Raw genomic sequence first — 19,251 nt, 5'->3', positions numbered from 1 at the left:
AATTATCAGGAAATTATTAAGTAATAATGAAGTTACAAATAATATTCTACTTTACTTATAACTTCATTATCGCTAAAATATTACGAATTCATCGAAATCAGAAATTCTTCGTTAGTTTTTGTGCCCCTAATTTGAGCCTGTAAAAACTCCATTGATTCCTGCGAATTCATATCGGCAAGGTGGTTGCGAAGGATCCAAACACGTTGAAGTGTTTCACGATCAAGCAGTAAGTCGTCGCGGCGGGTACTTGAAGCAGTAATATCGATAGCCGGGAAGATACGTTTGTTTGATAATTTACGATCAAGCTGTAACTCCATATTACCGGTACCTTTAAACTCCTCAAAAATAACCTCGTCCATTTTTGAGCCTGTTTCGGTAAGTGCAGTAGCGATGATAGTTAATGAACCACCGTCCTCAATATTACGGGCAGCACCAAAGAAACGTTTAGGTTTGTGTAATGCGTTGGCATCAACACCACCTGATAATATTTTACCTGATGCAGGGGCAACAGTATTATAAGCACGGGCTAAACGGGTAATAGAATCAAGCAGAATTACTACGTCGTGACCACACTCCACCATACGTTTTGCTTTTTCAAGTACAATGTTGGCAATTTTTACGTGACGCTCAGCAGGCTCATCAAAGGTTGATGAAACAACTTCGGCACGTACGCTGCGGGCCATATCGGTAACCTCTTCCGGACGTTCGTCTATCAGTAATATAATAAGGTATACTTCCGGATGGTTTTTTGCAATAGCATTGGCCACATCCTTTAATAACATGGTTTTACCTGTTTTTGGCTGCGCCACGATCAAACCACGCTGGCCTTTACCAATAGGCGAGAACAGGTCCATAATGCGGGTTGAATAATTGTTCGGATCGGTGAACAGGCTCAGCTTTTCAGATGGGAACAATGGGGTTAAGTGGTCAAACGGAACACGGTCACGCACTTCTGCCGGGATACGGCCGTTAATGGCTTCAACACGTACCAACGGGAAGTATTTTTCGCCTTCTTTTGGCGGACGGATGCTTCCGCGAACGGTATCTCCTGTTTTAAGACCAAATAATTTTATCTGTGATTGCGATACGTAAATATCGTCGGGAGAAGTGAGGTAGTTATAATCAGATGAACGAAGGAAACCATAACCATCAGGCATAATTTCTAAAACACCTTCGTTTACAATTACATTATCAAAGTCGAGATTAATTGGCGGTTCCTGCGCTTTTTGTTGGTTTTGATTATTGCTGTTGATCCTGCGTTCAAACTTTTGCGGACGGGCTTCGGGAACAACTTCTTCCGTTTTGGCCGGTGCTTCGCCCGGTTGCGGAGCTTCTGTTTCAATGGCAGCTACTACCGGAACTTCGTTTTCTGATTCATCTGCTACCGGCTCATCATCCTGTGTATCAAAAAGAGTAGCATCATCTAACAACGGAACTTCAACGCGTGGTTTTGCCGACTCTTTGGTTTTTATAACACGTGCTCTTTTACGTGGTTTTTCTGCTGTTTCTGCAGGTTCTTCACCCGGAACTGGAGTTGGAGTATAATTTGATTCAACAAGATTTTGCTGGGCCCTGGCGGCTTCAATAAGCTGTTGTTGTTCAATAATGCGGGCAACAAGCTGAGCTTTACGTAGTTCGTCGGCCTCAGCAATACCTAAATTTCTGGCAATTTCGCGCAACTCAGAAACGAGTTTGTCGTTCAATTCAATTTTATCAGACATGATATGAATTATAGTTCAATGGGATTTTTTAATTGTAAGTTGTTTTCAAACGGCAAAAATTTCTAAGCAAGTGTTAAAGCTTGACCACATGTTGAAACATATGAGGCTATAATTGAAAGAAATTGATCTTGAAACCTTGTTTTAGTAAAACATCCAAACCCATGCAAGTATTATATAAAAGTGATAATAAAAAGCGTGGTGATTTAAATTGTTTCTTTAGTGCAAGAAAAATTCAATGGAAAACGATGCAAGTGTAAACAATTATTCTTTAATTTCAAATTAATTAAATAAATATCACCTATATAAGAACACATAAGCCAAATTTTTAGTTTTTTTGACAATTAAAATATTATTCAGCAGCTGATGATGTCTCGCCAGGAGTTAATTGAACAGATCAAAAAAAAGAAATCGTTTTTATGTGTTGGGCTTGATCCCGATATTAATAAGATCCCTGAATTTTTAAGATCATACCCTGATCCTATACTTGAATTTAACAAACGTATTATTGATGCCACACAGGATTTGTGCGTGGCCTATAAGCCTAACGCCGCCTTTTATGAGGCTTATGGTATTAAAGGCTTACAGGCATTAATTGATACTTATAAATACCTGCCGAAAGATTGTTTAAGCATCATCGACGCTAAACGCGGTGATATCGGCAATACGTCCGATAAATATGCCAAAGCGTTTTTCGATGAACAATCGGGCGGGATGAGCTTTGATGCTATCACCATTACACCATATATGGGTAATGATAGTGTTACGCCATACCTGGCATATGAGGGCAAATGGGTAATTATTCTGGCGCTTACCTCATCTGTAGGTAGCAAGGATTTTCAGTACCTGGAAACCGGAGATGGATATTTATATGAAAATGTTATTAAAAAAGCCAATACCTGGGCCGGTGCCGATAGGATCATGTATGTAGTAGGGGCTACAAAAAGTACCGAGTTTACCAACATTCGTGCATATGCTCCCGATAACTTTTTACTGGTGCCAGGAGTAGGAGCACAGGGGGGCAGCCTGGAAGAGGTTTGTAAATACGGTATTACCAAAGAATGCGGTCTTTTGGTAAACTCATCCCGCTCCATCCTGTACGCAAGTAACGGCGAAGATTTTGCCGATGCCGCCCGTGCCGAAGCGCTTAGCCTGCAACAACAAATGCAGGTTGAGTTAGAAAAGGCAGGGGTGATATAACCATAAGGAGGCAGGTTCAAGCGTCCACGCTTGAACCATATAAAAAGTAAGCGTCCACGCTTACGAAAAACAACTATTTAAAATAGTAAGCGTGGACGCTTATCTTAAAAATCATTCAAGCGTGGACGCTTGAACGTGCAAAGGTCGAATAGGCAAATCGGCCATATCAGGAATAGCATTACCCCTTCGTTTACCAAAATTTATCTTAGTCAACACCGTTTCCAGCGCAGGTAGTGTGTTATTCAGGCTTTTGGTTTTGATCAGGAAGTTCCATACCGGTTCAAATTTCTTCCATCCACCAGCGTAAAAGAAATGTTTCAGCTTATGCAGGTGCGATTCATGGTGCATGCTGGCTTTAAGAATATTATTCCATTTATAAAACTCCTTATACGCCCACCAATAGCCATCTTCCAGTTCCTGCGCGGTTAAACCTATCGTTTGATATACAACCTTCCGGGTATCATATAAATCCCAGTTTTTTGTGAGCATCCGGCCCTGGCGTTCCATGCTGTTAAATAGCTCGGTGCCGGGGTATGGTGTAAGCACATGATAGGTTGACGTTGTGATGGAATGCTTTACACCCCAGTCCACCGTACGTTTAAATACATCTTTGTCGTCATCATCTAATCCAAAAACAAAGCTTCCGTTAATCATTATGCCCAGGCTATGCAGGCGGTTAACTGCCTTAATATAGTCTTTTTCAAGATTTTGCTTTTTATTACTTTGTTTAAGGTTTTGTGGAGAAAACGTTTCAAAACCGACAAATAAGCTACGTAATCCGGCTTCGGCGGCCTGTTCAATTAAGTTTCCACGTAATATCGAATCGACGGTAGCAGCTCCCTGAAAAACGCGGTTCATGCCCTTCATACCGCTAAAAAGTGCCGAAGCGAATTTTGTGTTGCCAAGCAGGTGATCATCCAAAAAATATAAATGTTTACCTGGCAAACGGTCAATTTCGGCAAGGGCATCATCAACTTCCTGTGTATAAAAAGTGCGGCCGCCCTCAAAAAAGGCGTCTTTATAACAAAAGCTGCAATGGTGCGGACAGCCACGTGTTACTACTATTGAATTAGGTACCAGGTATAAATGTCTCTTGATAAGGTCGCGGCGAATTGGTGGGACTCGTTCAAGGGTTCGGATGGTAGACCGATATATTTTTTGCGGACAACCATTCTTAAAATCTATTAAAAATTTAGGGAAAGTATCCTCACCCGGACCGATAAATATGCTATCGGCATGTGGCGCCGCTTCCAGCGGTAATGAGGTAACATGTAAACCTCCCAAAATAACGTACGATCCTTTTGCCCGGTAATGATCGGCTATTTTATAAGCCCGGTAGGCATTGGTTATATATACCTGTATAATTACAAGATGAGGATGATCAGTAAGGTTGAGTTTTTCTACGTGCTGATCCTGTAAGTCGATCTCATCATCGGGCGATAGATAGGCCGCAAGTGTCGCCAACCCCAAGGGCGGGAAAAGTGAATATTTTATCGGGCGCCAAAAAGGACTTTCGGCTTCGGTTAAGGCTGGCAGGATCAATTTTACTTTCATTGTTTTTGATATTTAAAAGTACTTTGTATTTCAAAGTTAATGATAAAATTAGAAATTCAAAGTGGAAATATCGATCAGTTTGGATAGGGGATTAATTATTTATTAAAAGAGCTTTGTCATCATGAGAGATAGTGGAGGATCTTTCGGAAACGCCATTCCTTTCAGAATTGCAAATACTTCTAAAATGTGCCAAAATTTTATAACAAAACCATGGCAATCCTTTTAACCCTAAAATCGAGGTTCTTTTAGTAAATTACGAGCTCTATCAAATACATCATTTATGAAGCGAGCCTTACTTGCAATTATCACGCTTTCAGTTGCTTTCAACGCGTCCGCCCAACAAAAAAATCCTTTAAAGCCTGCTGATGTTTATCGTATTCCCACGGTTAGCGACCCTCAGTTGTCGCCCGATGGTAAATGGGTTGCCTATAGCGTTTCGGATGTGGATACGGCGAAAGATCGGAGGGTATCTCATTTATGGATGCAGAGTTTTGATGGCAAGGAATCCATCCAGCTAACACATGGCGACGAAGCGGCTTCATCACCGCGCTGGAGCCCGGATGGTAAATATTTGTCATTTCTCTCCTCGCGCGATTCAAAAACAGGTTCGCAGGTTTGGCTGATCGACCGCCGTGGCGGTGAGGGCGCCAAGCTAACCAATATTAAAGGCGATCTGAGCGATTATGCCTGGAGCCCTGATGGTAAACGTTTGGTAATGGTAATTGGCGACCCTGAAAATAAGGGTAAGGAAGAGCCTAAAACGCCTAAGCCTATAGTGATAGACCGTTATCATTTTAAGCAGGATATAGTTGGATACCTTCAAAATTTGCATAGCCACCTGTATTTAATTGATGTTGCTACTAAAAAGCTGGATACACTTACCAGCGGTAATAAAGACGAGAGTTCGCCGGTATGGTCGCCTGATAGCAAGACCATCGCTTTTGTAAGTAACCGCAGTGCCGATCCGGATAAAAACCAAAACACTGATATTTTTACCATTGATGCCCGACCTGGCGCCAGCATGCTGCAACTCACCACCTGGAAAGGAAGGGACGGCAACCCGCAATGGAGCCCCGATGGCAGATATATTTCCTATCTGCGCTCAACCAGCGATGCTGATTATATGATGTACGATCAAAGCGTGGTATGTATAATGGATGTTGTTGGCCAAAATAACAAACCGCTTACCCTGCAGCTTGATCGCCCGGCTGCGGCGCAAATCTGGACTAAAGACAGTAAAAATATCGTATTTATTGTAACCGATGATCGTACACGCTACCTGGCCAACATCAATATCAACAATGGTAAAATCACTACCATAAATAAAGGAGATTATGTTTTTAACGATATCGCTACCAATCTTTCGGGTAACTGGATAGTACAGAAGACCGATCCGTACACACCCGCGGAGCTATTTGCCTTGGAGGATAAAAAGCTGCGCAGGCTAACATTTCATCATGATGCCTGGTTAAATACCGTACAACTGGCTTATGCCAAAGGCTTTGAATCAACAAGCTCTGACGGCACAAAGGTATCGGGCATTGTTTTAACGCCTGATAGCGTTCCTAACAAGAAATACCCTTTGATCCTGTTCATTCATGGTGGACCGGTAGGGCAGGACGAGTTCGGGTTTGATGCTACGCGGCAAACACTTGCCGCGGCAGGATACGCCGTAGCGGCTGTAAATTATCGGGGTAGTAACGGCCGTGGCCTTGATTATTGTAAAGCCATTTATGCCGATTGGGGTAATAAGGAAGTTAAAGATTTGCTTGGGGCTGTTGACGAACTGGAGAAATTGAGCATTGCCAATCCCGATAAATTGGGCATTGGGGGCTGGAGTTACGGCGGTATCCTGACTGATTATACCATCGCGTCTGACACCCGCTTTAAAGCCGCGGCAAGCGGCGCGGGCAGCGCCCTGCAACTTTCGGTTTATGGGAGCGACCAGTACGTGTTACAATATGAAAATGAAATAGGTGTACCATGGAAAAATGCCGATAAGTGGATCCAGATCTCGTATCCGTTTTTTCATGCCGATAAAATAAAAACACCGGTAATGTTTATGTCAGGTCTGCGGGATTTTAATGTGCCAACAATCGGTAGTGAGCAGATGTATGAAGCTTTGCGTACTCAAGGCATTCCAACCGAATTAATACTGTATCCTAACCAGTTTCACGGCCTTACCAAGCCAAGTTACCAGGTTGACAGGCTGCAGCGTTATGTGGATTGGTATAATAAGTATCTGAAGAAATAAGGTTTACACTAAGGATTTTGCATCGTGTTTATGAAATATGTTCTGTTGATTTTAGGAGGGTTGGTATTCAAACCGGTATTTGCCCAAACTGTTAAAAAGCCCCTCAAACCCACCGACCTGTATAAACAGTCAACGCTTATGGCGCCGCAATTATCGCCCGATGGCAAATGGTTGGTTTATGAATTATCTGAAGTTGATACGGCTAAGGATAAACGTGTATCGCACCTGTGGATGCAGAGTTTTGATGGCAAGCAATCTATCCAGCTTACCTATGGTGATGAACCTGCGTCTACCCCAAAATGGACACCGGATGGTAAGTCTGTGTCTTATCTATCCGAAAAAGATTCAAAAAATGGTGGACAGGTTTGGCTAATGGACAGGCGCGGCGGCGAAGGGCATAAACTCACCGACCTTAAAGGTGAGATTGAAGAATACGCATGGTCGCCGGATTGTAAAAGGCTGGCACTGATTGTTAAAGATCCGGAGAATAAAGGCAAGGAAACGCCTAAAACCGCGCCGCCTATCCGGATAGATCGTTATCATTTTAAACAGGATATTGACGGCTATCTGCAAAACCGGCATTCGCATTTGTACCTGTATGATATCAATACAAAAAAGATAGATACACTAACCAATGGCGATATGGACGATAGCTCGCCGCAATGGAATCCCGACGGAAAAACTATCGCTTACGTGAGTAATCATACGCTTGATCCCGACCGGAATGAAAATACCGATATTTTTATCATTGAGCCTAAACCCGGCGCAGAACCTAAGCAGCTAACTACTTTTACCGGCCACGATATTAATCCTTTGTGGAGCCCGGATGGTAAGCATATTGCATATCTCCGGTCCACAAGCGATGCCGATTATTTTATTTATCAGCACGATGTTTTGTACCTGATGGATGCCGATGGTAAAAACAACCGCCCGCTAACCGACCAACTGGATAGGCCCGTAGGCAACATAGCCTGGAGCAAGGACAGTAAAGATTTGGAATACGTGGTAAGTAGCGACAGGATCCGCTATATCAACAGGTATAATTTATTGCTCCGCAAATCGGTATTGGTGTATAAAGGAAATGAATGCAGCTTTTCTGATATAGCAGGGCACTCCTTAGGTGTATGGGTAGGGCGGATGACCACGCCTTATATGCCTAATGAACTGGTGGCGATTGAAAACGGTAAGATTCGCCGTTTAACATTTCACCAGGAAAAATGGCTGAACGAAGTTAAGTTGGCCTATGTGAAAGGTTTCCAGTCGTTTAGTAGTGATGGTACGTTGGTATCCGGCATTTTGTATACGCCGGATAGCCTGGTAACTAAAAAAATGCCATTCATCCTTTATATCCATGGTGGTCCTACCGATCAGGATGAGTTTGAGTTTGACGAGATCAGGCAAACTTTAGCCTGTGCCGGTTATGCTGTAGCAGCGGTAAACTATCGCGGAAGCACCGGCAGGGGGATCGAGTATACCAAAGCCATTTATGCCGACTGGGGAAACAAGGAAGTAAAAGACTTACTTGGAGCTGTGGATGAATTGGTTAAGCTTGGCATAGCCGATAAAGACCGTTTGGGAATTGGCGGCTGGAGTTACGGAGGTATCCTTACCGATTATACCATAGCCACCGATCCGCGCTTTAAAGCGGCGTCGAGCGGGGCGGGGAGTGCTTTACAGTTATCCATCTACGGCTCAGATCAGTGGATAATGCAGTATGATAACGAATTGGGCGCGCCATGGAAAAACGCCGATAAATACATTAAACTATCATACCCGTTTTTTCATGCCGATAAAATAAAAACACCAACGCAATTCATGTCGGGTTTAAAGGATTTTAACGTGCCAACCGGCGGAGGCGAACAGATGTATGAGGCGCTCAGATCGCAAGGCATACCAACACAATTGGTACTTTACCCCGGTCAATATCATGGCATCACGGTGCCCAGTTACCAGGTGGACAGGCTGCAACGATATATAGAATGGTTTGATAAATATTTGGCCCCCCAGCCCCCTAAAGGGGGAGCTTTTTGATAAGCTAACTTATAAACTTGAAAAGGCCTGAGTTAATGATTTCAGGCCTTTTCAAATTCTTTTAATTCCTTAATTCGACAAATTCAGGTTCAGACAATCTGATCTCAGACTGTCAGCTTTCCCTCAACGGAGTCATCAATAGTTTTGCCAATTGCAGCCCCTGCAAGTCGTTTAACAAAGGCTACGGCATTGCCATGTTTATTGTCCCAGTAATAACCCTCAGATGGTTCAACTTTGATAACGCTGATGCGAGGATCGTCAATACCTTCGGTAAACCAAACTTTTAATGTCGGTTCCCATAATTCCTTAATCTTTTCTTTGTCTTCGGTGATGGTAGCGAATCCGTAAAGGTTCAAAAAATCAGAATAAGCCGATCCCTGGAAAAGCAGGTGAACAAACGGATCTTTAGCTAATTCATCGTTTTTATGGCTGTCATTAGCGCTCAGAAACCAGAAGTTTCCCTCCTCATCAATTTTTTGTGCCGACATCGGACGTACGGAAGCAGGTACACCTGTTTTAATATTACTTACAAAAAAGCAGCTTTTCGCGCTCTCTGCCATCTCTTTGATCTTGGCCAAAGCTTCTGGGCCGTTAAGGTCCTGCATATTATCCTCGGGCTGTTGTTGATTAATACTATCCATTATTCAAGTTTTTGATTGGTAAATGATATAAGATTAACCAATGGAAACGCCCTTTGTGTTTTGATATTTAACTTTATGGATAATTATTTAGTTATAAGTATTGCATGGAGCAAACGCATTTCCGTTACGTCATTACGAGGTACGAAGACAACCGACCGGAGGAAGCTCATTAATACCTATAAAAACAAATTATAATATTAATAATCCCCAATTGGCAGAGCGGCTAAGCAAGTCCTCCTATACTGTTAGGGATTGCTTCGTACCTCGCAATGACGCGCGGAGGCAGGTTTTTAAAACGTCGTAAGTTAATAACGAACAACTACCCAAACACAACCATTCTCTCCGGATACTTGGAGGCGTAAGTGGCTACAATATTTTTGATGTAATCATTCCCTGGGTAGGGTGTGAGATGGCTTTTGAGTTGCTGTATATTATCAGCGTCAAAATAATGAGAGATATAGCCCATGCCATAAAATTGCCCTTTCTCTACCAGGATACAGCTATGTTCATCACCAGTTCGGCCTTCATCCCTGATGGCGTAGGTTGGTAAGGCTTGCTTAAGCTGATCTATGGCGTTGTTAACCTTTTTGTTATAACTATCAGCAGCTTCAACACCCTCACATGCGCAGGAACTTCCTGAAGGGCTGGTGCACAGCTCATTGTTTTTCTGGATAAAACAAAGCTTCGGGCATAGGTCGAAGGCCTCTATCAGCTTGTTAAGCAGGTTATATCCATCAAGCAATGAGTTACAGGTATATATCGGGTCGCTGTATTTACGATATTTGTCAACCGCCAGGCGAATGTAGCCACGCTGATCTTCAAAAGCGTAAAGACAAAATGCATTTTCAAAACGCTTTAACGAACGGTTATATTTTGGCCACAGGCGTTTGATCTCGATGGCTTCCAGTACAAAGGCAATCAGTTCGGTACCACAAACCTGGTAGCTGATCTGGTGGATATTGCGCAAAAACTCCTGCCGCTGAAAGCCGGGATTGTTACCGGTAAAATGGCTGCTTACCCTTTTCTTGACATTTTTGGCCTTGCCTACATAGATTACTTTGCCTTTTTGATCGTGAAAGTAATATACTCCCGGCGTATACGGCAATTGGTCTATATCTTTTTTAGATAGGTTAGGCGGCAATACCTGGTCTTTTGAGCCCAGCTTAAGCGACTGTTTGATATGCCCATCTGTATCGTTGTTCAACAACAATGTAAAAAGCTCTGCGGTGGCTTCGGCATCACCCATAGCGCGGTGCCTGCTTTGGTTATCTATACCAAGGTGTTTGCATAACTTACCCAGGCTATAAGAAGGCAATCCCGGTATTATCTTGCGACCAAGCCTTACGGTGCATAGCTTATTGGTTTGCAGATCGTATCCCGCGGCAGCGAGATGATACCTTACAAAAGAAAAATCGAAATTGACATTGTGGGCAACGAAGATTTTACCGTGAATAAGGTGATAAATATCGGCGGCCACATCCTCAAAAGGAGGGGCGTCTTTTACCATTTCATTAGTAATGCCGGTTAATGCGCTGATATAAATAGGGATGTCGCGCTTTGGGTTGACAAGGGTTTCAAAGCGCTTTACCACTTTTTTACCGTCATGTATACATATGGCTATCTCGGTAATGCCATTAGCGCTGGCATGCCCTCCGGTGGTTTCGATATCGACAATTGCATACATTATTTCAAATGTAAAATAATTTTGCTAATTATTTTAGTGTTTGTGCTGGAAAATTATTCGATTGTTTCACCTTTTTCGTTTAAAATATAATTGTAACCTTCAAAATCCCGAAGATGAATTTCTGTTCCTGAAATCTCAAATGATTTTGTTCCATCAATAGTGACAAATATATCCCGCGCACTAAAGCTCCATTTTACAACTCCATCATCTGATATTCGAAGTATATCTATTTCTCCATGAATAAGTAAGTCATCATTAAATTGATGGATGCCAAAGCAGGTTCCGGCATCAGTCTCTTTATACCAGTTGAGATCTAATTCCGGAAGGTTAAGTGAATATATAGTATTACCACAACAAATAAAAATTGTATCATTTCTAATGACAGCTGAATTCTGATGAATTGTTGTTGCCCCTCCTCCGCTACAAATTATAGCGCTGCCCTTCTCTGAACCGCTTTTTTTGATTCTTAATCCGTGTTTATGTGTGTACCACAAATTATCGGAACTCGTCGAGTAGACTTTTTCATAATTAAATAAGTTATCAGCTGAACCGAGAATGTATTTATCATCATTTATTATGTCAATGATGTAGTCGTTGTAGATTATGGTCATAGTTGATAATAACTGTGTATCTAAATAAAGATCAATAAAAAACCCACAGTTGTAAAACTGTGGGTTTAAAATATTCCGATTTGCAGACTTCCGACTAAAAACTTAAGACTTCTTATTCTTATTAGCCTGAACTTGTTGTTGCTGACGCATCATCTCTTCCATTTTTGCGCTAAAGCCTGATTTTTTCTTTTTAGTGTCTTCAGGTTTCTTTTTGTTTTCCTGGATCTGGGCATGAATCTTCTTATCATCAACCATGAATTTGATCAGGTATTGTTGTAAGAAGGTGAACATGTTGGCCAAAAAGTAGTAGTAGTTCAAACCTGCAGGGTAGCTGTTAAGTGTGAACAGGAACACCAGCGGGGTTATATAGCCAATGTATTTCATCTGCCCTGTAGCGCCCGAAATCTGGTTGTTGAAATAAGTATAGATCAGCGTTGAGATGGTCATCAGCAAACACATTAAGCTAATGTGGTTAACACCGCCAAGGAAAGCTACAGGAGCAAATTTGATAACCGAATCATAAGTTGAAAGGTCATGCATCCACAGGAAGCTTTCGCCCCTTAGCTCAAATAAACTTGGGAAAAAGCGGAAGAACGCGATAACTATCGGCATCTGGATCAGCAATGGTAAACAGCCACCCAATGGGTTAACGCCTGCTTTTTTGTATAGCTTTAGGTATTCCTGTTGTAACAATGTAGGGTTATCTTCACCAACCTTGGTTTTGATCTCATCCATTTCAGGCTTCAGCACACGCATTTTAGCCATTGACAGGTATGATTTATAAGTAAGCGGCGATAAAACCAGTTTCAACAATACCGTTAATACCAGGATGATTAAACCGTAGTTCCAGTTAAACTTGTTAAGGAAATTAAATACAGGCAATACCGCGAAACGGTTGATGTATTTTAAAGGTCCCCAGCCCAGGTTAACCATTTTGTCAAGGTCGTGGCCCTGATCTTTAAGTGTATTGAAACGGTTAGGGCCAAAGTAAAACTCTAACGGTACAGAACCATCTGATGCGCGTGTAAGCGACAGGTCGGCCTTCATTTGTTTTACATCGGTAGTATCATTAACATCTGTAGCAACTGCGACATCTGTTTTGGCTATATTATTCTTTGCAATCAGCACATTTGAAAAGAAGTGCTGTTTGAAACCAACCCAGGCCATTTTTTTATCGCTGATGCTTTTCTGATCGTCTTTAGTCTCGCTCAGGTAATCAACATCACCATCGGTATTGTAATAGTATACAGTTGAGTACTGACGTTCCTGTTTCATATCCTTTTCCTGTTTGTGCAGGCTGGCTGCCCAGTTCAGGTTATAGGTACTGCTATTGGCAATTACAGCATCAAGACCAGTAGGTTTAATGGTTAAACCAAGTTTAAAACCATCACCTTTTAAGCTGTATATATAATCAATATACTGAGTTGGGCTGTAGCTTAAACGCATGGTAACCGAACCCGAATCTTTTTCGGCAACGGTAAGTGTCTTGGCGCTTGGCGTAAAATAGTAATTGTTGGTATTGATATTGGCAACGCCGGCGGCAAACTTTAACCCAAACTGGTTATTGTCGCCACTGAAAAGTACCAAAGGTTGTTTGCTAAAGGTTTTATAGTTCTTTAACTCAACCGAAGACACTTTACCACCTTTAGTGCTTAATTTAATAAGCAACTCTTTGTTTTCGATGGTAACAAAGTCTTCTGTACCAACGGAAGCGGCGCCAAAAGGCATTTTTAATAGAGCCGAATCAACTTTTGCTGTTTTTGAAGTATCAAACTTAGCTGTGTTTTTAACTGCTGCCGTCGCGGCTGCGCCTGCTTTTTTCAGCGAATCCTGGTGCTGTACCTCGCGTTCTTTTTTAAGGTCGGCTTCCGATGGCTTTAAAAAGTATATCGAGCCGGCAATGATCGCCATGATCAGGAATAATCCTGTAAACGTATTTTTATCCATTATCTAATTATCGTACAATTACTTATTTTTTGCGGGCATAAGCCAGCGAAGCGGCGACAAAGTTAATAAAAAGTGGGTGCGGATTAGCAACTGTTGATTTTAATTCGGGGTGAAATTGCGAACCAACAAAAAATGGGTGGTTTTTTAACTCAACAATCTCCACCAGGCCATTGTCAGGATTTATGCCAGATGGGGTAAGGCCCGCAGCCTCATATTGCTTAAGATAGTCATTATTAAACTCGTAACGGTGACGGTGCCTTTCCGAAATATGGTTTTTACCATAAATAGCAGCTGCTTTAGTCCCTTTTTTGATATCGCAAGGATAAGCGCCCAAACGCATAGTGCCACCTTTCAGTGTAATGTTTTTCTGATCTTCCATCATGCCGATAACCGGATGTGGGGTGTCGGGGTTCATTTCGGTGCTGTTGGCTCCTTCAAGTTCCAATACGTGACGGCCAAATTCAACTACGGCACATTGCATGCCTAAACAGATCCCAAAGAAAGGAATATTGTTTTCACGTACGTGACGGATAGCCTGAATTTTGCCTTCAAAGCCACGTTCGCCAAAGCCAGGGGCAACCAATACGCCATGCATGCCTTTCAGTTTTTCAACAGCGTTTTCAGGAGTTAACTGTTCAGATGGGATATATTCAATCCGCACTTTACATTCCTGTTTAGCACCTGCATGGATAAATGCTTCGGTAATTGATTTATAAGCATCAGGAAGCTCTACGTATTTACCAACCAGGGCGATGCGCACATCGGCAGTTGGGTTTTTAAGCCGACCCAGAAAATCTTTCCAGTTTTCGAGGCTTGGCTCGTTTTTGTGTGGAAGCTTTAATTTGGTCAATACGGTTTTGTCAAGCTGTTCTTTCAGCATCAACAAAGGCACGTCATAAATACTTGGCGCGTCAATTGATTCAATAACCGCGTTGATATTCACGTTACAGAACTGTGCTATTTTTTTACGGATATCGTTAGTTAAGTGATGTTCGGTACGGCAAACCAATACATCCGGCTGGATACCATATTCAAGTAGCATTTTTACGGAGTGCTGGGTTGGTTTGGTTTTCAATTCGCCCGCAGCTGCAAGGAAAGGCACCAGGGTAAGGTGAATAACCAATGAGTTATTAGAGCCAATTTCCCAACGGAATTGCCTTACAGCCTCAATATATGGCAGCGATTCGATATCACCCACGGTACCGCCAAGCTCGGTGATCACGATGTCAAATTCGCCGTTTTCGCCCAGGATGCGGAAGTTTCTTTTTATTTCATCAGTAATGTGTGGTACTACCTGTACAGTTTTGCCTAAAAAAGCACCTTCACGCTCTTTGTTGATCACATTTTGATAAATACGACCGGTGGTGATGTTATTAGCTTTTGAAGTAGGGGTGTTCAGGAAACGCTCGTAGTGGCCAAGGTCAAGATCGGTTTCGGCACCATCTTCGGTAACATAGCATTCGCCGTGTTCATAAGGGTTAAGCGTTCCCGGATCGATGTTGATATAAGGATCGAACTTTTGGATGGTTACGCGGTAACCGCGCGATTGAAGGAGTTTGGCTAAAGAAGCAGAGATTATACCTTTTCCTAACGATGAGGTAACACCGCCCGTAACAAAAATATATTTAGTCATGATTTTTTTTGAAAATGACCGGGCTTTTATACCGCGACCAATTGTTTCTGTACGGGATACAAAAGTAAGAAAATTTTCAGGCTTTGACGTATCTGTTTTTCAAAAAAGGGAACGGTTAATATAATTTGTTTGTAAGTTATTTATAAAGAGGTTTTTGTGAAAGTGTTTGTAAAACGATGTCATTTCGATGGAGCAAGGGATGGTTTGCTGGTTGGAGAGAGAAATCTTATACGCTCTATAAGTTCAACGTGCATAGTCCATCAGGTATGCAGTATAAGATTTCTCGTCGTTCTTCCTCGAAATGACAACTTTAACAGGGTGCGAGTTAAACACTTTCATTTTGCCTGCTGTACAGGTCTATTTTTCGGTGCAGCTCATTTGGGTTAAAAGGTTTGCTCACATAGTCATTCATGCCAACAGTAAAGGCCATATCCTGAATATCGAGCATGGCAGATGCCGTTAGCGCTATGATGGGCAGGTTTTTGTATTTATCGCCCGGTAACTCACGTATGGCGCGGGTGGTTTGGTAGCCATCCATTTCGGGCATTTGCAGGTCCATCAATATCATGTCATAGTCATGGGTTTTCACCAGCATTAAGGCTATTTCACCGTTTTCGGCCACATCGCACTCAACTTCCCATTGTTTCATGAACTGCTTGGCCAATATTACGTTTATCTGGTTATCCTCGGCAATTAACAGCTTGGTTCCTTTTAAGCTTTTTAAACGATAAAACTCATCGCTATCGGCTGTGCTGGCCAGTTGCTTCCGGCTGTTTTTAAAGGTAAGGCTGAAGTTAAATACCGAGCCCCTGCCATATTCACTTTCAACGGTTATGTCGCTGCCGAGTAGCTGTAACAGACGTTTGGTAATGGTTAAGCCCAAACCGGTACCGCCGTATTTACGGGTAGTATCTGAACTGGCCTGGCTAAAGCTTTCAAAAATATGGTCAATTTTATCGGGAGTTATGCCAATGCCGGTATCGGCTATTTCAAATTCAATGGTTGATGAATTATTAGTGCTATTTGCAAGGGTTGCGGTTACGGTTACTTTTCCTTTATGCGTAAATTTAACGGCATTGCTCATGAGGTTGGTGAGGATCTGGCCCAGGCGTACGGGGTCGCCAATAATGGCATTGGGCAGGTCCTGATCCATCATCAGTTTTATCTGGATGTTTTTTTCGTTGGCCTTTTGCAGCAAGGCAAGTCTGATATTTTTGATCAGATCAGTAAGACTGAAATCAACGCTTTCAAATTCAACCCTGCCCGCCTCTATCTTGCTAAAATCCAATATATCATTAATAAGCACCAACAGGTTTTCGGCCGAGAACTTGAGGAAGTTGAGAAATTCCATTTGCTCGGGCTTAGGGTCCTGGTGAATAAGCAAGTGCGTAAAACCGATAACCGCGTTCATTGGTGTACGGATTTCGTGGCTCATAATACTCAGAAACTGGGCTTTGGCCATGGCGGCCTTTTCGGCAAGCTCTTTTGAATGGATCAGGGCAACTTCCAGCTCTTTAGCCTTGGCTATGCGTTCATGTAAAAAGCTGATGATATGGATCAGATCATCGTCCGAATCAGAGATGTTCAGCTCGGTATCTGGATTAAGCGCTTTGATGGCTTCTTTTAGCTGGGAGATTGAGCGCTGCTTGATCTCGTTTTGCAGTTTCAGGTTATCTGTAACGGCTACATATTCACGCTCGCTTACATTGAAAGCATGATCTGCCAGTTTTATAGATTTATCGAAGTTTCTGAAACTGTTATTTATGGCGCCTAAAAACTGCAAAATGGTTTCATCTTCCAGGTATTGGGACGGGAGCATCTTTTTTATCTGCTTATCTAATAAGTGATGGTACTCCATAAATTAACGTTCGGTGAAAGTTGTGATAGTCATGGTTTGGTTATGCAGCTCGCAGTTTGACCCTTTATTCAGGGGTGACAATTCTCCATACGAGTAAAATCCTGCCATGGATGTTTTATCACCGAAAATATTTTTTGCAGCCATTAACTCTTCGTCTGTACGATCGTTTAATACCAGTTTTCGGCCAACGCAGCTTACTAATATAGCCAGATCTGCCTCTTCCGGGCTTATTATAGAGTCGGTAGCGGCGGATGATGAGGCATCAATCAATTTTTCAAAGTTGGCCTTCATCAGTCGTACTTTACTGCCTTCGGGCAAGTTGCCTGCAAAGGTCATTGATTTCTCGTCTTCACTAACGTTTAATATGGTACGCACCAGTTTTTTATCCGAACCATCAATGCTTAACGATAATGGGAACAACAGGGCCGAACCGGGCAATTCTTTAGCGTATTCACCTAAATATTCTTTATAAAGGTCGAGGGCGCTTTTTCCATCTATTTCAAAAAGTACGTTTTTGTCCGATCTGGTAATAGTGCGCTGTGGCCCAAATTCTTCCCAACCTCCGCATGACCCATGATTGATATGCAGGTTATCGCCATAAAAGCCAATAGCTATAACATTTCCCTGGGTAGGGACAGCATTAAGACTTGTAAATGTACTGCTGAACCGCGCCGCATCACCGGCGAGGCCTCCTGTTACAGGGACTTTACCGGGATTATCACCGTTAAAACCATCAACCAGCTCGCTGCCATTTATAAAAGTACCGTCGGATATGATGAATACACAGTTTAATTCTTTTTTATCCAGCTGCGACATCAGGAAGGCGCCAGTTTCGGCACTGTTTGCCTGTTCATTTACATGAGTAGCCGTGCAACTAATAGTTGACTTTTCCAGTTCTACGGCAGTTACTACGATACTATCGTCGTACACGTCGCTACCTATAATTTCGCCGGCCGTGGAGGCAAACACGATATTGGCATTAGGATAACCTGATTTAAGATAATCGTAAATTCCGGGATCGGTAATAATCTGCGGTGCGCCAAAGGCAAGTACCAACTGACATTTTTCGGTGTTAAATTCCGGATCGGCAGAATAATTTACCCAACCTTTGTTTACAAAATGATGCTGCCTTATTCTCATAATGGTTTTTAGGTTAAAAGCGCGGCTATGCCATATATAAAGTTATATAATTTACAAAGCAATAATTGGTTAAATACGAAAGTATTAAACTGTTTACCGTTGGTGTAAACTATTTACTTTTTAATAGTAGAGCCGTGTTTCAATAGTTCAAACTGGCTGTTAATTTAACGCATTCCACTTTTATACGGGTGAGTAGCAAGGAAGGTTATTGCAGGAAATGCGAACGTTGTTTTCGCCGTATTTATATATCAAACTTCAACTTTTCCAGATCTTCCGGCACATCAACGGCATGGGTTTCCAGTTCGGTTTCGGCAACTTTAATGCGGTAGCCGTTGTCAATCCAGCGAAGTTGTTCCAGGCTTTCAGCTTTTTCAAGCGGAGATACAGGCAGCAGGGTAATTTGCTGCAAAACATCGGCGCGGTAACCGTAAATGCCAATGTGTTTATAAAAAACATGAAACTCGAGCCAGTTTTCGGGTTCCTGACCGCGAATGTGGGGTAGGGTAGCGCGGGAGAAATAAATAGCCTCAGATAGTTTATTGATAACCACTTTTGGCGAATTGGTATTATGCAGTTCCTGCTCGGTGAAGATCCTTTTTACAAGAGTAGCCAACTGGGTGTCCGCATCATTAAAACAGTTGGTTAATTTGACAATCTGTTCAGGATCGATAAAAGGTTCATCTCCCTGAATATTGATGATCACATCATAGCCGGGATGTAAGCGGGCAACTTCGGCACAGCGGTCGGTACCACTTTGGTGGTTTGAACCTGTCATTACGGCTACGCCGCCAAAACCGGTAACATGTTTAAAAATCCGGTCGTCATCGGTGGCTACAATAACCTCGCTCAGGCTGCGGCATTTTTTAGCCTGCCCGTACACACGCTGGATCATGGTTTTACCACCGATATCAACCAATGGTTTACCGGGGAAACGTGATGACGCGTAACGGGCGGGTATGATGCCTAAGATTTTCATCGTA

General features: G+C 42.5%; 13 protein-coding genes. 3 read left to right on the top strand and 10 right to left on the bottom strand.

Features of this window, described 5'->3' with window-relative positions; translation table 11 throughout:
- Positions 1-80 precede the first annotated feature (80 nt).
- Positions 81-1,721, bottom strand: coding sequence for a transcription termination factor Rho (rho, locus tag DUL71_RS23170; protein WP_114940284.1), 1,641 nt, complete (start codon positions 1,719-1,721; stop codon positions 81-83).
- A 366-nt stretch (positions 1,722-2,087) separates the two neighbouring features.
- On the opposite strand from rho, the gene pyrF reads away from it, so the two are divergent.
- Positions 2,088-2,918 (top strand): orotidine-5'-phosphate decarboxylase, encoded by an 831-nt coding sequence (gene pyrF, locus DUL71_RS23165; RefSeq protein WP_114940283.1) that lies wholly within the window; start codon positions 2,088-2,090, stop codon positions 2,916-2,918.
- A gap of 111 nt (positions 2,919-3,029) precedes the next feature.
- On the opposite strand, the gene DUL71_RS23160 is transcribed toward pyrF, so the two are convergent.
- Complete coding sequence (locus DUL71_RS23160; protein WP_114940282.1) at positions 3,030-4,472, bottom strand: B12-binding domain-containing radical SAM protein; 1,443 nt, start codon at positions 4,470-4,472, stop codon at positions 3,030-3,032.
- Positions 4,473-4,752: 280 nt separating this feature from the next.
- Here DUL71_RS23160 and DUL71_RS23155 point away from each other — a divergent pair, with 280 nt between their 5' ends.
- Complete coding sequence (locus tag DUL71_RS23155; protein WP_114940281.1) at positions 4,753-6,726, top strand: S9 family peptidase; 1,974 nt, start codon at positions 4,753-4,755, stop codon at positions 6,724-6,726.
- Positions 6,727-6,756: 30 nt separating this feature from the next.
- The gene (locus tag DUL71_RS23150) at positions 6,757-8,757 is read left to right on the top strand and encodes an alpha/beta hydrolase family protein (RefSeq protein WP_114940280.1); all 2,001 of its coding nucleotides are present in this window, start codon (positions 6,757-6,759) and stop codon (positions 8,755-8,757) included.
- A gap of 104 nt (positions 8,758-8,861) precedes the next feature.
- Here DUL71_RS23150 and DUL71_RS23145 read toward each other — a convergent pair whose 3' ends face one another.
- The 8 genes from DUL71_RS23145 to kdsB form a co-directional block, all read right to left on the bottom strand.
- Positions 8,862-9,398, bottom strand: coding sequence for a pyridoxamine 5'-phosphate oxidase family protein (locus tag DUL71_RS23145; RefSeq protein ID WP_114940279.1), 537 nt, complete (start codon positions 9,396-9,398; stop codon positions 8,862-8,864).
- Between the two features lie 319 nt (positions 9,399-9,717).
- Positions 9,718-11,082, bottom strand: a complete 1,365-nt coding sequence (locus tag DUL71_RS23140; protein WP_114940278.1) for an exonuclease domain-containing protein — start codon at positions 11,080-11,082, stop codon at positions 9,718-9,720.
- Between the two features lie 53 nt (positions 11,083-11,135).
- Positions 11,136-11,693, bottom strand: a complete 558-nt coding sequence (locus DUL71_RS23135) for a hypothetical protein (RefSeq protein ID WP_114940277.1) — start codon at positions 11,691-11,693, stop codon at positions 11,136-11,138.
- 102 nt (positions 11,694-11,795) lie between these two features.
- On the bottom strand, positions 11,796-13,640 hold the full coding sequence (gene yidC, locus DUL71_RS23130) for a membrane protein insertase YidC (protein WP_114940276.1): 1,845 nt from the start codon (positions 13,638-13,640) through the stop codon (positions 11,796-11,798).
- A gap of 22 nt (positions 13,641-13,662) precedes the next feature.
- A complete protein-coding gene (locus tag DUL71_RS23125; RefSeq protein WP_112574063.1) occupies positions 13,663-15,273 on the bottom strand; it encodes a CTP synthase in 1,611 nt (536 codons plus the stop codon).
- Positions 15,274-15,598: 325 nt separating this feature from the next.
- Positions 15,599-17,131 carry an ATP-binding protein gene (locus DUL71_RS23120; protein ID WP_114940275.1) on the bottom strand — a complete coding sequence of 511 codons (1,533 nt, stop codon included), beginning with the start codon at positions 17,129-17,131 and terminating at the stop codon, positions 15,599-15,601.
- A 3-nt stretch (positions 17,132-17,134) separates the two neighbouring features.
- Complete coding sequence (locus DUL71_RS23115) at positions 17,135-18,271, bottom strand: FIST signal transduction protein (RefSeq protein ID WP_114940274.1); 1,137 nt, start codon at positions 18,269-18,271, stop codon at positions 17,135-17,137.
- A 241-nt stretch (positions 18,272-18,512) separates the two neighbouring features.
- Positions 18,513-19,247, bottom strand: coding sequence for a 3-deoxy-manno-octulosonate cytidylyltransferase (kdsB, locus tag DUL71_RS23110; protein ID WP_114940273.1), 735 nt, complete (start codon positions 19,245-19,247; stop codon positions 18,513-18,515).
- Between the last annotated feature and the right edge of the window lie 4 nt (positions 19,248-19,251).

The sequence above is a fragment of the Mucilaginibacter endophyticus genome, from assembly GCF_003351025.1.
Taxonomy (GTDB): domain Bacteria; phylum Bacteroidota; class Bacteroidia; order Sphingobacteriales; family Sphingobacteriaceae; genus Mucilaginibacter; species Mucilaginibacter endophyticus.
Note: the sequence above shows the minus strand (reverse complement) of the source record. Positions and strands in the feature narration are given on the sequence as shown.